Genomic DNA, 13,851 nt, shown 5'->3' on the forward strand with positions numbered 1-13,851 from the left:
TTGCTTCGCCTCGTTCTCTGTCCGCGCGCCTTGGGAAATCCAGTCAAAACGCACAAGTGCATTTTGAACGATTTCCCCGTTAAGGCGTCGGCGCGCGGTGCCTTCGGGCACTCCGACAGGGCCGCCTCTACCCTAACAGGATAGAACTGCCCTACGCGGGCGGCGTCCGGGTGACCCCGGCGGGACGGAGCGAAACTGCGTTTCGCTGCGGCAGCCTCTACCCCAAATGCTTTTTTCGCGCGCTGGCGGAAATCTTATCCAAACGCGCACTACTCGTTTGGATGATTTCCTACTCCAGCAGTCGCGCGCGGTCGAGTTTTGCTCCGGATGAAACTGCCCTCGCGCCGGGTAGGCCCCGCTTAAGTAAGGCAGTGATAACCCCATCAAAAGCCCCTGTAGGGCCCCGCGGTGGGCAAATGGCTGGAGAAGCCCAACTCCTCGCCTCGTTCTTTGTCCGCGCGCCTTGTCGATTCATACTATATTCGGCTTGTGCCGAAATAGTTGAATCGCCTCTTCAGGCGGGCGCGCGGTCGAGCATCGACTGCCCTCGGGCCGGGCGGGCCCCACGTCCCGTGGACGGGCGAAACTTACGTTTCGCTGCGGCCGTGTCGGTAAAATGGGGTAGACCCGGCCATTTGTGAGTGCGACACGCACTTCCGAGAGGCAACGCAACTGAAGACCGCGGGCACGGTTGTAGCTACTGCTCGTGAGAAGACTTGTCGGATAAAAATCCAGACTCACTCCAAAGATATTGTAGGCTGATGAGGACCAGTTGTAACCGCCCTGACCGATACCACCCGGTGTCCCTAAATGAGTGTTGCGTCCGCCCGGGGTGGGGTACCGCTACCCTACTTCGGAACTGAAAAAATAGAAAGAAAAAAGGCTTTCGAAGCGAGAGATTATTTCCGAAAGCCCGATTTGATGTGTGATCCGTCACAGAACGGCTGGTTGTTCGACTGCCCGCATCGACAAAGAATGGCCCGTCTGTTCCTTTCCGTTGTTCCGATCTCGTTCCCCTCCCGGTCGATGATCCGGAAATTGCCGGAGAGGATCAGCGGTTGCCCTTCCTGAAACAGCACTGTGGTTCCTCCCGTCGAATCGGTCGCAGTCTCTTCCGGTCTCTGTTCCCCAGCCGATGCGGGAAACAGGCGGGGCAGGTTCGTCGTGTCGAACAGTTTGTGCGAATGTGCTTTCCCGGCCACCGTCCGGTGCGGATCGTTCCAGAAGAAAGTCAGCGCCTGGCTCGGACACCGTTCGACGATGTCGATGATCTCCTCCGTTTCAGCTCCGCTCAGGTCGATCCACGGCCGCCGCACCGGGTCGAACACACGGCGCAAGGAGCGGAAGCACACCCCGGCATGGATGCACTCGGCCGGCTGCCACACGACGGTGATCGTTCCGTTGCTGTATTTGCGGTTGTTATTCATCGTCTTCGTCTGCCGCGTCGGCTATCTGTTCGGCTCCCGATATTTCGTCGTTGTCGTCGTCATAGTAATCCTTTTCGAGCTCCTCTTCCGGTTTGGTGTCGATCTTGACATCGACCTTCACCAGATAGCTGATCTCGTCGGTCTCGAACGGGACGACGTAGAAAAAGTCGCCGTTCGGTTTGTCTATGCGGATCAATGCCTCGCCGTACCCGTGCGGATAGATCGATTTGAAAGCCTCCACCAGTTCGGAGCCGAGGTTCGCATAGCTGATAATCACGCGTTTTTTCGTGTTTCCCGCTTTGGTAGCCATAATGTTTCGCAGGTAAGTCTCTGGTCGTTGGAAATTTTCTGCAAGTATAAAACAAAAATTAAAACCGCAGAATAATCCGGTTATTTTTCTTTCGTCGTGCGATTGTTATATCTTTGAAAGCCGTTTGGGACGGCGGTACGAAACCCTTTTTATCCATGGACGATACGAAGCAAAAAATAGACCATTTGCGTCGGGTGCTCGACCGGTTGAACTATGATTATTATGTACGGAATGCGCCGGCGGCCGAAGACCGGGAGTACGACCGGATGATGGCCGAGCTGGCGGCGCTGGAGGCTGCCCATCCGGAGTTTGCCGACCCCAATTCGCCGACGCATCGCGTGGGGAGCGACCTGACCAAAGAGTTTGAGCAGGTGGCGCACCGCTATCCGATGCTCTCGCTGGCCAATACCTATTCGGAAGAGGAGGTGCGGGAGTTTCTGGCGCGCATCGAGAAGGAGACCGGTGATGCGACGGCTTATTGCTGCGAACTGAAATTCGACGGGACGGCGATTTCGCTGACGTATGAAAACGGGCGGTTCGTGCGGGCCGTGACGCGCGGAGATGGAACGGTCGGGGACGATGTGTCGGCCAACGTGCGGACGATCCGCAGCATCCCGATGTCGTTGCAGGGCGACGGATGGCCGGCCTATATGGAGGTGCGGGGCGAGATCTATATGCCGCACGAGAGTTTCAAGCGGCTCAATGCCGAGCGGGCCGATATCGGCGAGGAGCCGTTCGCCAATCCGCGCAATGCGGCCGCCGGGACGCTCAAACAACAGAGCTCGGCCGTCGTGGCGAAGCGGGGGCTGGAGGCGGTGCTCTATGCCGTACAGGCGGACGCACCGGTGGCGCCGTCGCATTATGAAACGCTGCAGAAACTGCGGGAGTGGGGATTCAAGACCTCTGCGGCGGTTCGGTTGTGCCGGTCGGTCGATGAGATTATGGAGTATATCCATTATTGGGATACGGCGCGGCACGAGTTGCCGTACGAAACGGACGGGGCGGTCATTAAGGTGGACAGCATCCGGTTGCAGCGCGACTTGGGGGCGACGGCCAAGGCGCCGAGGTGGGCGGTGGCCTATAAGTTCAAGGCGGAGCAGGCGGTGACGCGGCTCGTGTCGGTCGATTTTCAGGTCGGGCGGACGGGAGCCATTACGCCGGTGGCCAACCTGGAGCCGGTGCGGCTGGCCGGGACGACGGTCAAGCGGGCCTCGCTGCACAATGCCGAGCAGATCGAACTGCTGGACATCCGGGTGGGCGATGCGGTGCGGGTCGAGAAGGGGGGCGAAATTATTCCGAAGATCGTCGGGGTCGATCTCGCGCAGCGGCCGACGGAGAGTGCCCCGTTTCAGTATATTACCCACTGTCCGGAGTGCGGGACGCCGCTGGTCAGGGAGGAGGACGAGGCGAAACACTACTGTCCGAACGCCACGGGATGTCCGCCGCAGATCGTGGGGCGGATCGTCCACTACATCTCGCGAAAGGCGATGAACATCGAGGGGCTGGGGGACGAGACGGTGCAGCTTTTGTACGAAAACGGACTGCTGGGCGATATCGCCAACCTGTATGATCTGGAGGTCGAACATCTGGTGCCGCTGGAGCGGCTGGGGCAAAAATCGGCCGAGAACATCATAAACAGTATCGCTAAGTCGCTGGAGGTGCCTTATGCGCGGGTGCTGTTCGCCATCGGGATCCGGTATGTGGGCGAGACGACGGCCAAGAAGCTGGCGGCGGCCATCCCGTCGATCGATGCCCTGATGGCGGCTTCGCGCGAGGAGCTGCTGGAGGTGGAGGAGGTCGGCGGAAAGATTGCGGACAGCATTGTGGCCTACTTTGCCGACCCGCGCAACGTGGAGATGATCGACCGGCTGCGGCGGGCCGGGGTGCAGCTGCAGGCGGTGGAGCGGACGAAACTCTCGGAGGCGCTGGCCGGAAAGAAGATCGTGATTTCCGGAACGTTCGACCTCCATTCGCGGCCGGAGCTGAAAGAACTGATCGAGCTGCACGGGGGAACGAACCAGAGCAGTGTCTCGAAGACGACGGACTATCTGCTGGCCGGTACGGGCATCGGGCCGAAAAAGCTGGAGACGGCGACGAAGCTCGGGGTGCGGATTCTTTCCGAGGAGGAGTTTATGGAGATGATCGGCGAGAGGGTGTTAAAAATTCAACAAACGACCCTCTTTTAGTTGAAAATCCGCGAGCGGGATGCAATCCCCGGGGAATAAACGTAACTTTGCCTTTATACAAATTTTCAGAAATATCATGTCACTTCAATTGAAAGGCGTAGGTGTCGCGCTGGTGACGCCGTTTACCGAGGGCGGAGAGATCGATTTTCCGGCCCTGACCGCACTGCTCGACCATGTGACGACGGGCGGAGTCGATTATCTGGTGGTGCTGGGGACGACGGGCGAACCGGCCACGATGACGGCGGAGGAGCGGCACCGCGTCGTGCGGCATTGTGTGGCGCACAATCCGGGTAATCTGCCGATCGTCGTGGGGATCGGGGGGAACAATACGGCGGAGGTGATCCGGACGATGCAGACGTTCGATCTGGAGGGGGTGAGCGCGATTCTCTCCGTGACGCCCTACTACAACAAACCGAACCAGGCGGGGCTGTATGCCCATTTCAGCGCGATTCTGGAGGCGGCGCCGCTGCCGGTCATTCTGTATAACGTGCCGGGACGGACGGGGGTCAATATGACGGCCGAGACGACGTTGAGGCTGGCGCATGCCTTTCCGGGTCGGGCGATCGCGGTGAAAGAGGCGTCGGGGAACCTTTCGCAGGCGGCTTATATCCTGCGGGATCGGCCGGAGGGCTTCTTTGTCCTCTCGGGCGACGACAACCTGGCGATGGCGCTGGTGGCGATGGGGGGCGACGGGGTGATTTCGGTGGCGGCGAATGTCTTTCCGGATACCTTCTCGTGCATGATCCATGCGACGATGGCGGGAAATATCGCGGATGCGGCGCCGCTGAACCTGACATTGCACGAGGTGACCGACCTGTTGTTTGCCGAAGGGAATCCGGTGGGAGCAAAGGGGGCGTTGGCGGTCAAGGGGTTGATGGGGAACTACCTGCGGTTGCCGCTCGTGCCGGCGAGCGAGGGGCTGATGGCGAAAATCAAGGCCCAGATCGACCGGTACGGATTGTAGGGGATTATTTTAAAGGAGAGAGGTATGCGAAAATTCTGGGCAGGGCTCTTGTTGTTCGTTTTCGGGACGGCGGGGGCGCAGGAGGCGGATACGGTGGGGATTGCGGCGCCGGACTATCGGCGGATTGCGGCCGAGACGGCGGATATCGCTTCGCCGTACTACTATCCGCGGCTCTTCGGGCGGTACGAGCGGGGGGATACGACACTGACGGTCGAGGATTTCCGATACCTCTATTACGGCTACTCGGAACAGACGGGTTACAAACCGTTGCTGAGTTCGCCGTATGCGGACAGTCTGGAGCGGGCTTTCGGCAAGAAGACGCGGCTGGAGGCGGAGGACTATCGGCGCATCGTGGGGTTTGCGCGCGAGATTCTGCGTGAGGAGCCGTTCAGCATGCGGGATTTGAACGTTTTGGCTTTCGCCTACCGGATGCTGGACGAACCGGAGCGGGCGGCGGCTCAGATGTTCAAGATACGCGGGATTCTGGAGGCGATCCGGTCGACGGGGACGGGGCTGCGCGAGGAGTCGCCGTGGTATGTGATCTACCAGCGCGATGCGCCGGATGTGCTGAACCTGATCGGCGCCCGGTTTACGAAGCTGATTATCTTGACCCGGAACGTGGAGTATGCGCCGGTCTACAACATGCCGGACGACGGGAGCCGTCCCGGGCGGAAAGACAAGGGATATTATTTCGATTACAGCGAGGTGTACAAGCGGCGTCCGGACTATCTGGACGAGGTGCCGAAACGCAAGCGCAAGTTCGAGATCAATCCGCTCTACAATCCGCGGTCGAAACAGAGCGTGCTGCCGAAGTGACACGACATTTTTCGTTATGAAGGTATTTCAGGTAAAAGAGTATCGGATTACGGTTCGCCGGGCGCCGAAATATACTTTGAATTCCATGGACAACCTATCTTATGACCGCGTATTCAATATGTTTGGAGAGGACGATGAATCGGATTATACGACGGTTTCTGTGCTGATCGAACGAGGAGAGGAAGACGACGAACCGAAAGAGTACGCGTTTTTGGTACCTTATTACACACAGGTCGATGATTGCGCATTGCCGGCGGGAGATGACATATTTTTTATGTTCTGCGATCGACTTTGCCTGTTCGATCCGGCTACAGGGAAGATCGTCAAACAGACTACGATACAGCCCTGGGTCCCGATCATGTTCGAGGCTTATGCCTACCAGGACGATTTTATTTTGTACGGCGAGACCGATATTTTTCGGATTTCACCGGATTTGTCGGTGCAGTGGAACTTTTGCTGCGGGCGGGATATTTTTGTCCGACCAATGGAAAAAGGGGCGGCGTTCGAGATGAAGAGCGCCGGATATGTCTGTACGATTGGGAAGACAATTACTATGAATTGAGTTACGATGGAGTGTTATTGAGATGAGTTGTGGCGGATCCGAGTGAATTTTCGAATTGGTTGGAGAAGAGCACGGAAATGTGTAGCAAACAAAAAAAAGCGAATGAAACGATTCCAGATAAAGGATTATCGGGTTACGCTTACCGACGAACTGCTTCCGCATGATTTCGAATCCGGCTCGTTTCGACCCTACTATGATTGTGTGCTGGAATTGAGGGAAGAGGGGTTGGTGGCGATTCAGGACGAACATCCCGAGTTTCAGAAAGCGGACTGGGCGAGCTGTGCGGGCTCGATGTTTTATGGATGTGATGACATACAGAGTTTTATGGATGTGATGACATACAGATTGGCAAAGAGAAAAAAAACGAAGAGGGAGAGACGGAAATCGAAATCATTCGAGAGATCGAATTGAAAGTCTACATACCGAAAAGTTTGCCTGCCTGTCTGGAAACAACTTGTTTCTGACACTGGATAACGTACTCTGTCTGATCGATCTCGCCACCGGGGAACTGGTCAAGCAGGTTGCAATCGATCGGTATGTTCCTTCTTTGGTCAGTGTTTCTCCTTATCAAGAGGATTTTATCCTTTTTTACGATGGAGATGTTTTCAGGGTGGCGAAAGATTTGTCGATTCGGTGGCACGTGAGACGGCAGGTCTTATTCATAGCGGACGATTTTCATTTCGACCCAGAGTCCTTGATTCAAATGAAGAGCGACCGGATTTGTCTGAGAGATGAATATCACGGCGATTACTATGAGGTGAGCTATGACGGTGAGGTGCTGAAGGTTGAGGAATCCGATTTTACTCTGGCTTGCAAGGAGGAGGATCGGGGGAGAAAAGATTTCGAGTTTCTATATTTTTGGATCGAACGGTATTGAATCTACAGAAAACACAGAGAATGGATATGTCATACGATGTTATGGTGATCGGCAGCGGGCCGGGGGGATATGCGGCGGCGATCCGGTGTGCGCAGTTGGGGCTGCGGACGGCGGTGGTCGAACGGGCGGAGCTGGGAGGGACGTGTCTCAATTGGGGCTGTATTCCCACGAAGGCGCTTTTGAAGAGTGCGGAGGTTTTCCGTTATGCTTCTCATGCGGCGGAGTACGGAGTGCTGGTGGACGAGGGGGCGGTGCGGCCGGATTTGGCGGCCATGGTGGCTCGCAGTCGGGGTGTGGCGGAGCAGATGAGCAAAGGGATCGACTTCCTGCTCAGGAAGAATAAGGTGGATGTTTTGGTTGGGACGGGTTCGCTGACCGATGTGCCGCACACGGTGGCAGTGACGGCGGGGGATGGGACGGTGACCACCTATGAAGCTCGGCATATCATTCTGGCGACGGGGGCGAGGCCGCGGGAGTTCCCGTCGATTCCGGTGGACGGCCGGCGGGTGATTACTTCGCGTCATGCTTTGACGTTAACGGAGTTGCCGGAGTCGATGGTCGTGATCGGTTCGGGGGCGATCGGGGCGGAGTTCGCTACTTTTTTCGGTACGTTGGGAACGAAGGTGACGATCGTGGAGTACGCGCCGAACCTGGCGCCGTTGGAGGACGAGGAGATTTCGAAACTTCTGGAGCGGGCGTTCCGCAAGGCGAAAATCGCGGTGATGACTGCGACGGAAGTCAAACAGGTAGCAGTGGACGAAGCGGCCGGGCTGTGCCGGGTGAGCGTGGCGGGGAAGAAGGGCGAGCAGGTGTTGGAGGCGGAAGTGGTTCTGTCGGCGGTGGGGATTGCGGCCAATACGGAGGGAATCGGGTTGGAGGAGGCAGGGGTGCGGATTGAGCGGGGGAAAGTTATTGTGGACGAACATTATCGGACGTCGGCCGAGGGGGTCTATGCTATCGGGGACTTGATACCGACGCCGGCATTGGCCCATGTGGCGACGACTGAGGCGATTCACTGCGCCGAATTTATTGCGGGGAGGGATCCGGAGGCGGTGGATTATGCCGTCGTGCCGTCGTGCATCTACACGATGCCGGAGGTGGCGTCGGTGGGGCTGACCGAGGCACAGGCGACGGAGCGGGGATATACTGTGCGTGTGGGGCGTTTTCCCTACACGGCTTCGGGCAAGGCGACGGCGGCGGGGAACCGGGACGGGATGGTGAAGCTGATTTTCGATGCCGAGACCGATCGGTTGCTGGGGGCGCACCTGTTCGGGCTGAACGTGACGGAGATGGTGGCTGAGCCGGCCTTAGGGTTGACCTTGGGGGCGAAGGCGGAGGATGTGATCCGCACGATCCATGCCCACCCGACGATGTCGGAGGGGGTGATGGAGGCGGCTGCGGCGGCGTTTGACGAGGCGATCCATCTTTAGCATTAAATCGGATAAACCATGGAAAACCGTAACATCTCGTTGCTGTTTCGTTGGAGCGGTACAGTATGGGTGGTGACTATTGTGTGTTTGCTTATATTAGTTGGAGTAGTCTTTCATCTGGAATCATTCAGGTGGCCGACAGAGGTGCTCTGGCTGAAGTATCTGTTGCTCCTTGTTTTTCTGGCTACCGTTTTGGGTGGATTGGGTTATATGCCGATACGTCTGAAGGCAGACGGGGAAAAGGTAACTGTCAGTCGGTTGTTCGGCGCGCTGGAGATTCCTTTGAGCGAGGTGATCAGTGTGGGCCCGATTTCGAAGTCTGATATCGACGGTTCTATACGGACGTTCGGGAGCGGCGGATTTTTCGGCTATTTGGGACGGTTCAGGAATAAGACGCTGGGCCGTTATACGATGTACGCCACGGAGTTGAAGCACTTGGTTCTCGTCCGGACGCGGCAGAAAAAATATCTCTTCAGCTGCACGCGTCCGGAGGAGTTCGTGGCATACGTTCGGGCACGGTTGAAGCAATAGCGGATTTAGCGGTCGGCCGTTTCCGTTGCTGCCTTTTCCCGATTTGTGACCCGCAGTTTGGCCACGCAACTCGCGTTCATCTGGACGATTTCGAACGATAGGTGGCGGTAATCGAACCGGTCGCCCGTCTCCGGGATGCGGCCCAGCAGGAACATGGAGAGACCGCTCAGCGTGTCGAAATCCTCTTTTTGCAGCTCGTCGCAGGCCACGACACCCATCTCTTCCATAAAATCATCCACGCTGTACGTGCCGTCTACCAGCACGGAGCCGTCTTCCTGCGCAATGCAGACCGGTTCGCCGCAGGTTCCGTCTTCGTCCGGAATTTCGCCCAGAATGCTCTCCGCCAGGTCGTTCAGCGTAATCACCCCCTCCACTACCCCGTATTCGCTGATTACCACTCCGAAACTGCATTTGTGTTGCTTGAACAGATCGAGCACGCGTTGTGCCGAGAGGTTTTCCGGAATCAGCAACGGTTCCACCGCGATGGAACGCAGGTCGAACCGGGCGTTCCGGCGGCACATCCCGATGATGTCCTTGACCGAAACCATCCCGATGATGTCCGACGTTGATTCGCCGCACAACAGATAGCGGGTGTGCGGGGTCTCGGCAATCGTGTCGATGACCTCTTCCCTGCCCTGTCCGGCGAAGAGATAGACGACGTCTTTGCGGTGTGTCTTGAGCTCCTTGGCGTGTTTGTCCGTAAAGCGGAAGACGTCGCGGATCATTTCGGTCTCCTCTTTTTCCAGCAGCCCTTGTTCGGTGCTTTGCCGGAGAATCATTTTGATCTCCTCCTCGTTGAGCGACCGCTCTTTGTTGCTCCGGACACCGAGGATTTTATTGACCAGCTTGGTGGAGACGCTCAGCATCCAGACGAAGGGATAGGAGATGCGGGTCAGGCCGCACATCATCGGGGTGAGCGCCATGGCGATTCGTTCCGGATTGCCCAGAGCGACGGATTTCGGAACCAATTCGCCGATAATCAGCGAAAAGTAGGTGATTAGCCCGACCACGGTAATCAGCGACAAATCGCGGGCATAGGGGGCTAAAAAGGGGACTCGGGCGAACCACGGTTCGACATCGTCGGCCAGGGCTACCCCGCCGAATGCCCCGGAGATGATGCCGATCAGGGTAATTCCTATCTGGATGGTCGAGAGGATGGTTTCCGGATCGTCCAGCAGTTTGAGCGTCCGTGCAGCGCGTCGGCTGCCTCGTGCCGTTTCGTTTTGCAACCGGGCCCGGCTGCTGGAGATCAGTGCGATTTCGTACATGGCGAAAACGCCGTTCAGCAGAAGCAGTAAGAAAAGTATAACGATTTCCATAAGTCCGTTGCGGATCGGTGAAATAAGCCGATTCCTCGAATGTGATAGTACGTCGACTGATTTATCAGCAAATACCCGGCCAAATTCGGAGCCCGTGCGGTGATTTTTCCCGAATCGGATGTGGCGGCAGTCGGTTGTTTGGGTAGAGTCTGCCTTATTGGGGTAGACCCGGCTATTTCGGAGTGCCCGAAGGCACTTTATTCCGAGAGGCAACGCAACGGAAGACCGTTGACGCGACCTGTTTCTCCATTGGCAGAAAATCCTGTTGGATGGAAGTACAAACTCAGGCCGTTGATGCCGTTCTTTGAGGATGACCAATTGTAGCCACAATTACCGATATCCACCGGTTGCCCCAAGAGCCAATTGCGGTAGCCCGGGGCGGGAATAATCTGCGGGCGGAGGACAACGGATGACGTTTTTAACTAATTTTACCGCTCAAAGTCAATCTTTTGTTCCATGAATAAGCAAGATCAGGAGGCACTGCTCTATCATAGTTCGGATCCGAAAGGGAAACTGGGCGTCGTACCCATCAAACCGTATACCACACAGCACGATCTGTCGATGGCCTATACCCCGGGCGTGGCGGTGCCGTGTATGGAAATTTATGACGATCCGGAGAAAATTTACGAATATACCAACAAAGGCAATCTGGTGGCTGTGATTTCGAACGGGACGGCCGTGCTGGGGCTGGGCAATATCGGCGCGGCGGCCGCCAAACCGGTGATGGAGGGAAAAGGATTGCTGTTCAAGGTGCTGGCCGGAATCAATGTCTACGATATCGAGGTCGATACGACGGATGTCGATCGGTTCGTGGAGACGGTCAAGGCGATTGCGCCGACTTTCGGAGGGATTAATTTGGAGGATATCAAGGCGCCTCAGTGTTTCGAAATCGAACGGCGGCTCAAACAGGAGATCGGTCTGCCGCTGATGCACGACGACCAGCACGGTACGGCGATCATTACTTCGGCCGCATTGCTCAATGCGTTGGAGATCGTCGGGAAACGGATCGATGAAATCCGCGTGGTGGTGAACGGCGCGGGAGCTGCCGCTACGGCTTGTGCGAAACTCTATCTGGAGTTGGGGGTGAAGTCCGAAAATCTGGTGATGTGCGACAGCAAAGGGGTAATCAGCGTGCGGAGGACGAACCTCACGCCGGAAAAGGCGCAGTTTGCGACCCGCCGCGAGGTCGACACGCTGGCGGAGGCGCTGGTCGGAGCCGATCTCTTTCTGGGGGTTTCCAAGGCCGGCGTGCTGACGGGCGATATGGTGCGGACAATGGCCTCCGATCCGATCGTCTTCGCGTTGGCCAATCCCGATCCGGAGATCCCTTACGAAGAGGCCAAAGCGTCGCGTCCCGACCTGATTTTCGCCACCGGACGGAGCGATTATCCGAATCAGGTCAATAACGTGCTCGGATTTCCGTACATTTTCCGCGGGGCGCTGGACGTACGGGCCACGGCTATCAACGAGGAGATGAAGGTAGCGGCGGCACGGGCGATTGCCGGGCTGGCGAAAATGCCGGTCACGGGCGAAGTGCTCCATGCCTATAATTTAAAGGAGTTGGCTTTCGGCCGGGACTATCTGTTGCCGAAACCGCTGGACAAGAGATTGTTGGTGACCGTTTCGGTGGCTGTGGCCAAGGCGGCGGTCGAATCGGGCGTAGCGACGAAAATCATTACGGACTGGGAGGCTTATGCAGCCGGATTGACCCGACTGGCCGACCGCATCCGTCAGGGGCGGTACTGAGGTAGCGACGGCGGCACGATTCCGGCGAGCGTTTGGGTTATCTGATTCGACGACCTTTGGGATCGATCTCTTTCCATCGGTCGCTCTCCCAGTAAAAGTGTTCTCCTTCCCAAACTTTGCGGGCGTGCCGGGCCACGGTGGCCCGACCCTCTTGGAACGGATAAGCCGCTTCGTAGCGCGGCCGGATCACGATACGTCCGATCGTGTCGGCATATCCGATCCGGCCGTTCGGTCCGACGATCCGAAACAGACCTTCCGATACATAGTCCGGGCCGTTGTCGAACAGGTAGGCATCGTATCTCTTGCGGCTCTCGCGGTCGCTCTCTCCGGAGGTGCGCGGATCGTCGCGGGATACGCGGATGTGTTGGCTCGCGCAACTGTCGCAGAGCGTGATCATACCGGCCAAAAAAAGAAAAGGAATGAGGCGATTCATAGCAAGTCAGGGATTATCGCACCTGGACGACGGCCAGTTGTTTCTGAATCCGCTCCCGATCCACCGTCTCGTAGTGGTACGGATAGAGGTATTCCGGTTCGATGATTTTGGCGGCTTCTACGAACTCCTCTTCGCTCATCGTATAGGGGAGCAGCAGAGGTAGAAAGGCGATAAAAATAAAGTTCAGCTCCCGCATCTCGGGGATCAGCTCGGTGTCGCCGGCAATATAAATCCGTTTTTCGTCGATGGTCAGCAGATAGCCGTTCCCCTCCCCTTTCGGATGGAACGGCACGCCGGGCGTACGTTCCCGGACGATGTTGTAGGCCGGCAGGGCCCGGATGCGGATCGAGTCGTTGTAGTCTGTCGTATCACCGTTGGCCAGCGTGATGATCCGCTGGGTGAACCCGTCGGCGCGCAGCCGTTCCGCAGCTTTCGGCGGAGCGACGAAGACGGTCTGTTCCGTCGCGACGGCCCGTATGGCTTCCGGGTCGTAGTGGTCATAGTGATCGTGCGTGATGAGAATGGCCGTGGCGGTCGGAAGAGGTGTCGTAGAGTCGGCCGCTTCTCCGTACGGATCGACAGCGATCATCTCTTTCTGATAACCGATATATAAGAAAGCATGGCCGATGCGGGTCACGCTGATCGGGCCGTAATAGTCGGTGGTATCGGGCTGTGTTTTCATGATGTTTGTGGGTTTTGGAATAAAGGTAGCATTTTTCGTGCCGAAATCTTAGGCGTTTTGTGCAAAATATTGCGGTGTGTGGTTCAAATTTAGGAGACGGTTTTCTTTTTTTTCCGTTTATTCCGAGAGGCAACGCAACTGAAGACCGTGGCCGCGGAGGTACGCGCTGTGGGGATCGAGGCCCGTCACGTAGAAATTCAGGTACATCCCGTTGCTGCCGCTCACCGATGACGAGTAGCTGAATCCGTAGTTGCCAACGTACATCGGAATGCCCAACCCCCCATTGTCGCCCGTATCGCGGAAGCCCGGGGCGGGGTGTACCGTTTATTCCGAGAGGCAACGCAACTGAACACCGAAAGCACGGTTGGTTGTACTGCTGGGAGTGAGTTCTTCTATGCTGAAAGTCAAGAATACGACTTTAGTACGTGACCAGCTATACCCGCTGCGACCGACTCCCATCGCATTACCCGATTGTCCATAAAATCCTGCGTCGCGGCAGCCCGGGGCGGGGTCTGTCGGGTCGGAGCCAGCGTGGCCGAAAACAAGCACCGCGAAGTTGCAGGCCTAC

The 13,851-nt window shown here is 57.2% G+C and carries 17 protein-coding genes; 9 read left to right on the forward strand and 8 right to left on the reverse strand.

Annotated elements, in window-relative coordinates; all coding sequences use genetic code 11:
• Positions 1-899: 899 nt before the first annotated feature.
• Both QZ292_RS10380 and QZ292_RS06900 read right to left on the reverse strand, forming a co-directional pair.
• Positions 900-1,427, reverse strand: coding sequence for a (4Fe-4S)-binding protein (locus QZ292_RS10380; RefSeq protein ID WP_363324067.1), 528 nt, complete (start codon positions 1,425-1,427; stop codon positions 900-902).
• Positions 1,420-1,737 carry a hypothetical protein gene (locus tag QZ292_RS06900; protein WP_294599737.1) on the reverse strand — a complete coding sequence of 106 codons (318 nt, stop codon included), beginning with the start codon at positions 1,735-1,737 and terminating at the stop codon, positions 1,420-1,422. The genes QZ292_RS10380 and QZ292_RS06900 overlap by 8 nt, the downstream gene beginning before the upstream one ends.
• A 155-nt stretch (positions 1,738-1,892) precedes the next feature.
• Between QZ292_RS06900 and ligA the strand changes: the two genes are divergently transcribed.
• The 8 genes from ligA (at position 1,893) to QZ292_RS06940 (ending at position 9,103) form a co-directional block, all read left to right on the forward strand.
• The gene (gene ligA / locus QZ292_RS06905) at positions 1,893-3,923 is read left to right on the forward strand and encodes an NAD-dependent DNA ligase LigA (RefSeq protein WP_294599739.1); all 2,031 of its coding nucleotides are present in this window, start codon (positions 1,893-1,895) and stop codon (positions 3,921-3,923) included.
• A gap of 76 nt (positions 3,924-3,999) precedes the next feature.
• Entirely contained in the window at positions 4,000-4,887 is an 888-nt protein-coding gene (gene dapA / locus QZ292_RS06910) for a 4-hydroxy-tetrahydrodipicolinate synthase (RefSeq protein WP_294599742.1), read from the forward strand.
• A gap of 24 nt (positions 4,888-4,911) precedes the next feature.
• Positions 4,912-5,703, forward strand: coding sequence for a DUF4919 domain-containing protein (locus QZ292_RS06915; protein WP_294599745.1), 792 nt, complete (start codon positions 4,912-4,914; stop codon positions 5,701-5,703).
• A 16-nt stretch (positions 5,704-5,719) separates the two neighbouring features.
• Positions 5,720-6,265 carry a hypothetical protein gene (locus tag QZ292_RS06920; RefSeq protein WP_294599748.1) on the forward strand — a complete coding sequence of 182 codons (546 nt, stop codon included), beginning with the start codon at positions 5,720-5,722 and terminating at the stop codon, positions 6,263-6,265.
• 102 nt (positions 6,266-6,367) lie between these two features.
• A complete protein-coding gene (locus QZ292_RS06925; RefSeq protein WP_294599751.1) occupies positions 6,368-6,676 on the forward strand; it encodes a hypothetical protein in 309 nt (102 codons plus the stop codon).
• Positions 6,677-6,719: 43 nt separating this feature from the next.
• Positions 6,720-7,142 (forward strand): hypothetical protein, encoded by a 423-nt coding sequence (locus QZ292_RS06930; protein ID WP_294599754.1) that lies wholly within the window; start codon positions 6,720-6,722, stop codon positions 7,140-7,142.
• 26 nt (positions 7,143-7,168) lie between these two features.
• Entirely contained in the window at positions 7,169-8,572 is a 1,404-nt protein-coding gene (gene lpdA, locus QZ292_RS06935) for a dihydrolipoyl dehydrogenase (RefSeq protein WP_294599757.1), read from the forward strand.
• Positions 8,573-8,590: 18 nt separating this feature from the next.
• On the forward strand, positions 8,591-9,103 hold the full coding sequence (locus QZ292_RS06940) for a PH domain-containing protein (RefSeq protein WP_294599760.1): 513 nt from the start codon (positions 8,591-8,593) through the stop codon (positions 9,101-9,103).
• Positions 9,104-9,108: 5 nt separating this feature from the next.
• Here QZ292_RS06940 and QZ292_RS06945 read toward each other — a convergent pair whose 3' ends face one another.
• Positions 9,109-10,422, reverse strand: coding sequence for a hemolysin family protein (locus tag QZ292_RS06945; protein ID WP_294599763.1), 1,314 nt, complete (start codon positions 10,420-10,422; stop codon positions 9,109-9,111).
• 197 nt (positions 10,423-10,619) lie between these two features.
• Positions 10,620-10,766, reverse strand: coding sequence for a hypothetical protein (locus QZ292_RS06950; protein WP_294599766.1), 147 nt, complete (start codon positions 10,764-10,766; stop codon positions 10,620-10,622).
• Positions 10,767-10,878: 112 nt separating this feature from the next.
• Here QZ292_RS06950 and QZ292_RS06955 point away from each other — a divergent pair, with 112 nt between their 5' ends.
• Positions 10,879-12,168: a malic enzyme-like NAD(P)-binding protein gene (locus QZ292_RS06955; RefSeq protein WP_294599768.1), complete on the forward strand. Its 1,290-nt coding sequence runs from the start codon at positions 10,879-10,881 to the stop codon at positions 12,166-12,168.
• Between the two features lie 37 nt (positions 12,169-12,205).
• On the opposite strand, the gene QZ292_RS06960 is transcribed toward QZ292_RS06955, so the two are convergent.
• The 4 genes from QZ292_RS06960 to QZ292_RS06975 form a co-directional block, all read right to left on the reverse strand.
• Positions 12,206-12,601 (reverse strand): WG repeat-containing protein, encoded by a 396-nt coding sequence (locus tag QZ292_RS06960; protein WP_294599770.1) that lies wholly within the window; start codon positions 12,599-12,601, stop codon positions 12,206-12,208.
• 13 nt (positions 12,602-12,614) lie between these two features.
• The gene (locus tag QZ292_RS06965) at positions 12,615-13,283 is read right to left on the reverse strand and encodes an MBL fold metallo-hydrolase (protein WP_294599772.1); all 669 of its coding nucleotides are present in this window, start codon (positions 13,281-13,283) and stop codon (positions 12,615-12,617) included.
• A 117-nt stretch (positions 13,284-13,400) separates the two neighbouring features.
• Complete coding sequence (locus QZ292_RS06970; RefSeq protein ID WP_294599775.1) at positions 13,401-13,547, reverse strand: hypothetical protein; 147 nt, start codon at positions 13,545-13,547, stop codon at positions 13,401-13,403.
• Positions 13,548-13,607: 60 nt separating this feature from the next.
• Positions 13,608-13,742: a hypothetical protein gene (locus QZ292_RS06975; RefSeq protein ID WP_294599778.1), complete on the reverse strand. Its 135-nt coding sequence runs from the start codon at positions 13,740-13,742 to the stop codon at positions 13,608-13,610.
• Positions 13,743-13,851 lie beyond the last annotated feature (109 nt).

The organism is uncultured Rikenella sp. (assembly GCF_910577125.1).
GTDB lineage: Bacteria > Bacteroidota > Bacteroidia > Bacteroidales > Rikenellaceae > Rikenella.

Bases quoted from the DNA above. Each gene is read 5' to 3' on its own strand.
- QZ292_RS10380 (WP_363324067.1), bottom strand. From the start codon at position 1,427: ATGAATAACAACCGCAAATACAGCAACGGAACGATCACCGTCGTGTGG.
- QZ292_RS06900 (WP_294599737.1), bottom strand. From the start codon at position 1,737: ATGGCTACCAAAGCGGGAAACACGAAAAAACGCGTGATTATCAGCTAT.
- ligA (WP_294599739.1), top strand. From the start codon at position 1,893: ATGGACGATACGAAGCAAAAAATAGACCATTTGCGTCGGGTGCTCGAC.
- dapA (WP_294599742.1), top strand. From the start codon at position 4,000: ATGTCACTTCAATTGAAAGGCGTAGGTGTCGCGCTGGTGACGCCGTTT.
- QZ292_RS06915 (WP_294599745.1), top strand. From the start codon at position 4,912: ATGCGAAAATTCTGGGCAGGGCTCTTGTTGTTCGTTTTCGGGACGGCG.
- QZ292_RS06920 (WP_294599748.1), top strand. From the start codon at position 5,720: ATGAAGGTATTTCAGGTAAAAGAGTATCGGATTACGGTTCGCCGGGCG.
- QZ292_RS06925 (WP_294599751.1), top strand. From the start codon at position 6,368: ATGAAACGATTCCAGATAAAGGATTATCGGGTTACGCTTACCGACGAA.
- lpdA (WP_294599757.1), top strand. From the start codon at position 7,169: ATGTCATACGATGTTATGGTGATCGGCAGCGGGCCGGGGGGATATGCG.
- QZ292_RS06940 (WP_294599760.1), top strand. From the start codon at position 8,591: ATGGAAAACCGTAACATCTCGTTGCTGTTTCGTTGGAGCGGTACAGTA.
- QZ292_RS06945 (WP_294599763.1), bottom strand. From the start codon at position 10,422: ATGGAAATCGTTATACTTTTCTTACTGCTTCTGCTGAACGGCGTTTTC.
- QZ292_RS06955 (WP_294599768.1), top strand. From the start codon at position 10,879: ATGAATAAGCAAGATCAGGAGGCACTGCTCTATCATAGTTCGGATCCG.
- QZ292_RS06960 (WP_294599770.1), bottom strand. From the start codon at position 12,601: ATGAATCGCCTCATTCCTTTTCTTTTTTTGGCCGGTATGATCACGCTC.
- QZ292_RS06965 (WP_294599772.1), bottom strand. From the start codon at position 13,283: ATGAAAACACAGCCCGATACCACCGACTATTACGGCCCGATCAGCGTG.
- QZ292_RS06970 (WP_294599775.1), bottom strand. From the start codon at position 13,547: ATGTACGTTGGCAACTACGGATTCAGCTACTCGTCATCGGTGAGCGGC.
- QZ292_RS06975 (WP_294599778.1), bottom strand. From the start codon at position 13,742: ATGGGAGTCGGTCGCAGCGGGTATAGCTGGTCACGTACTAAAGTCGTA.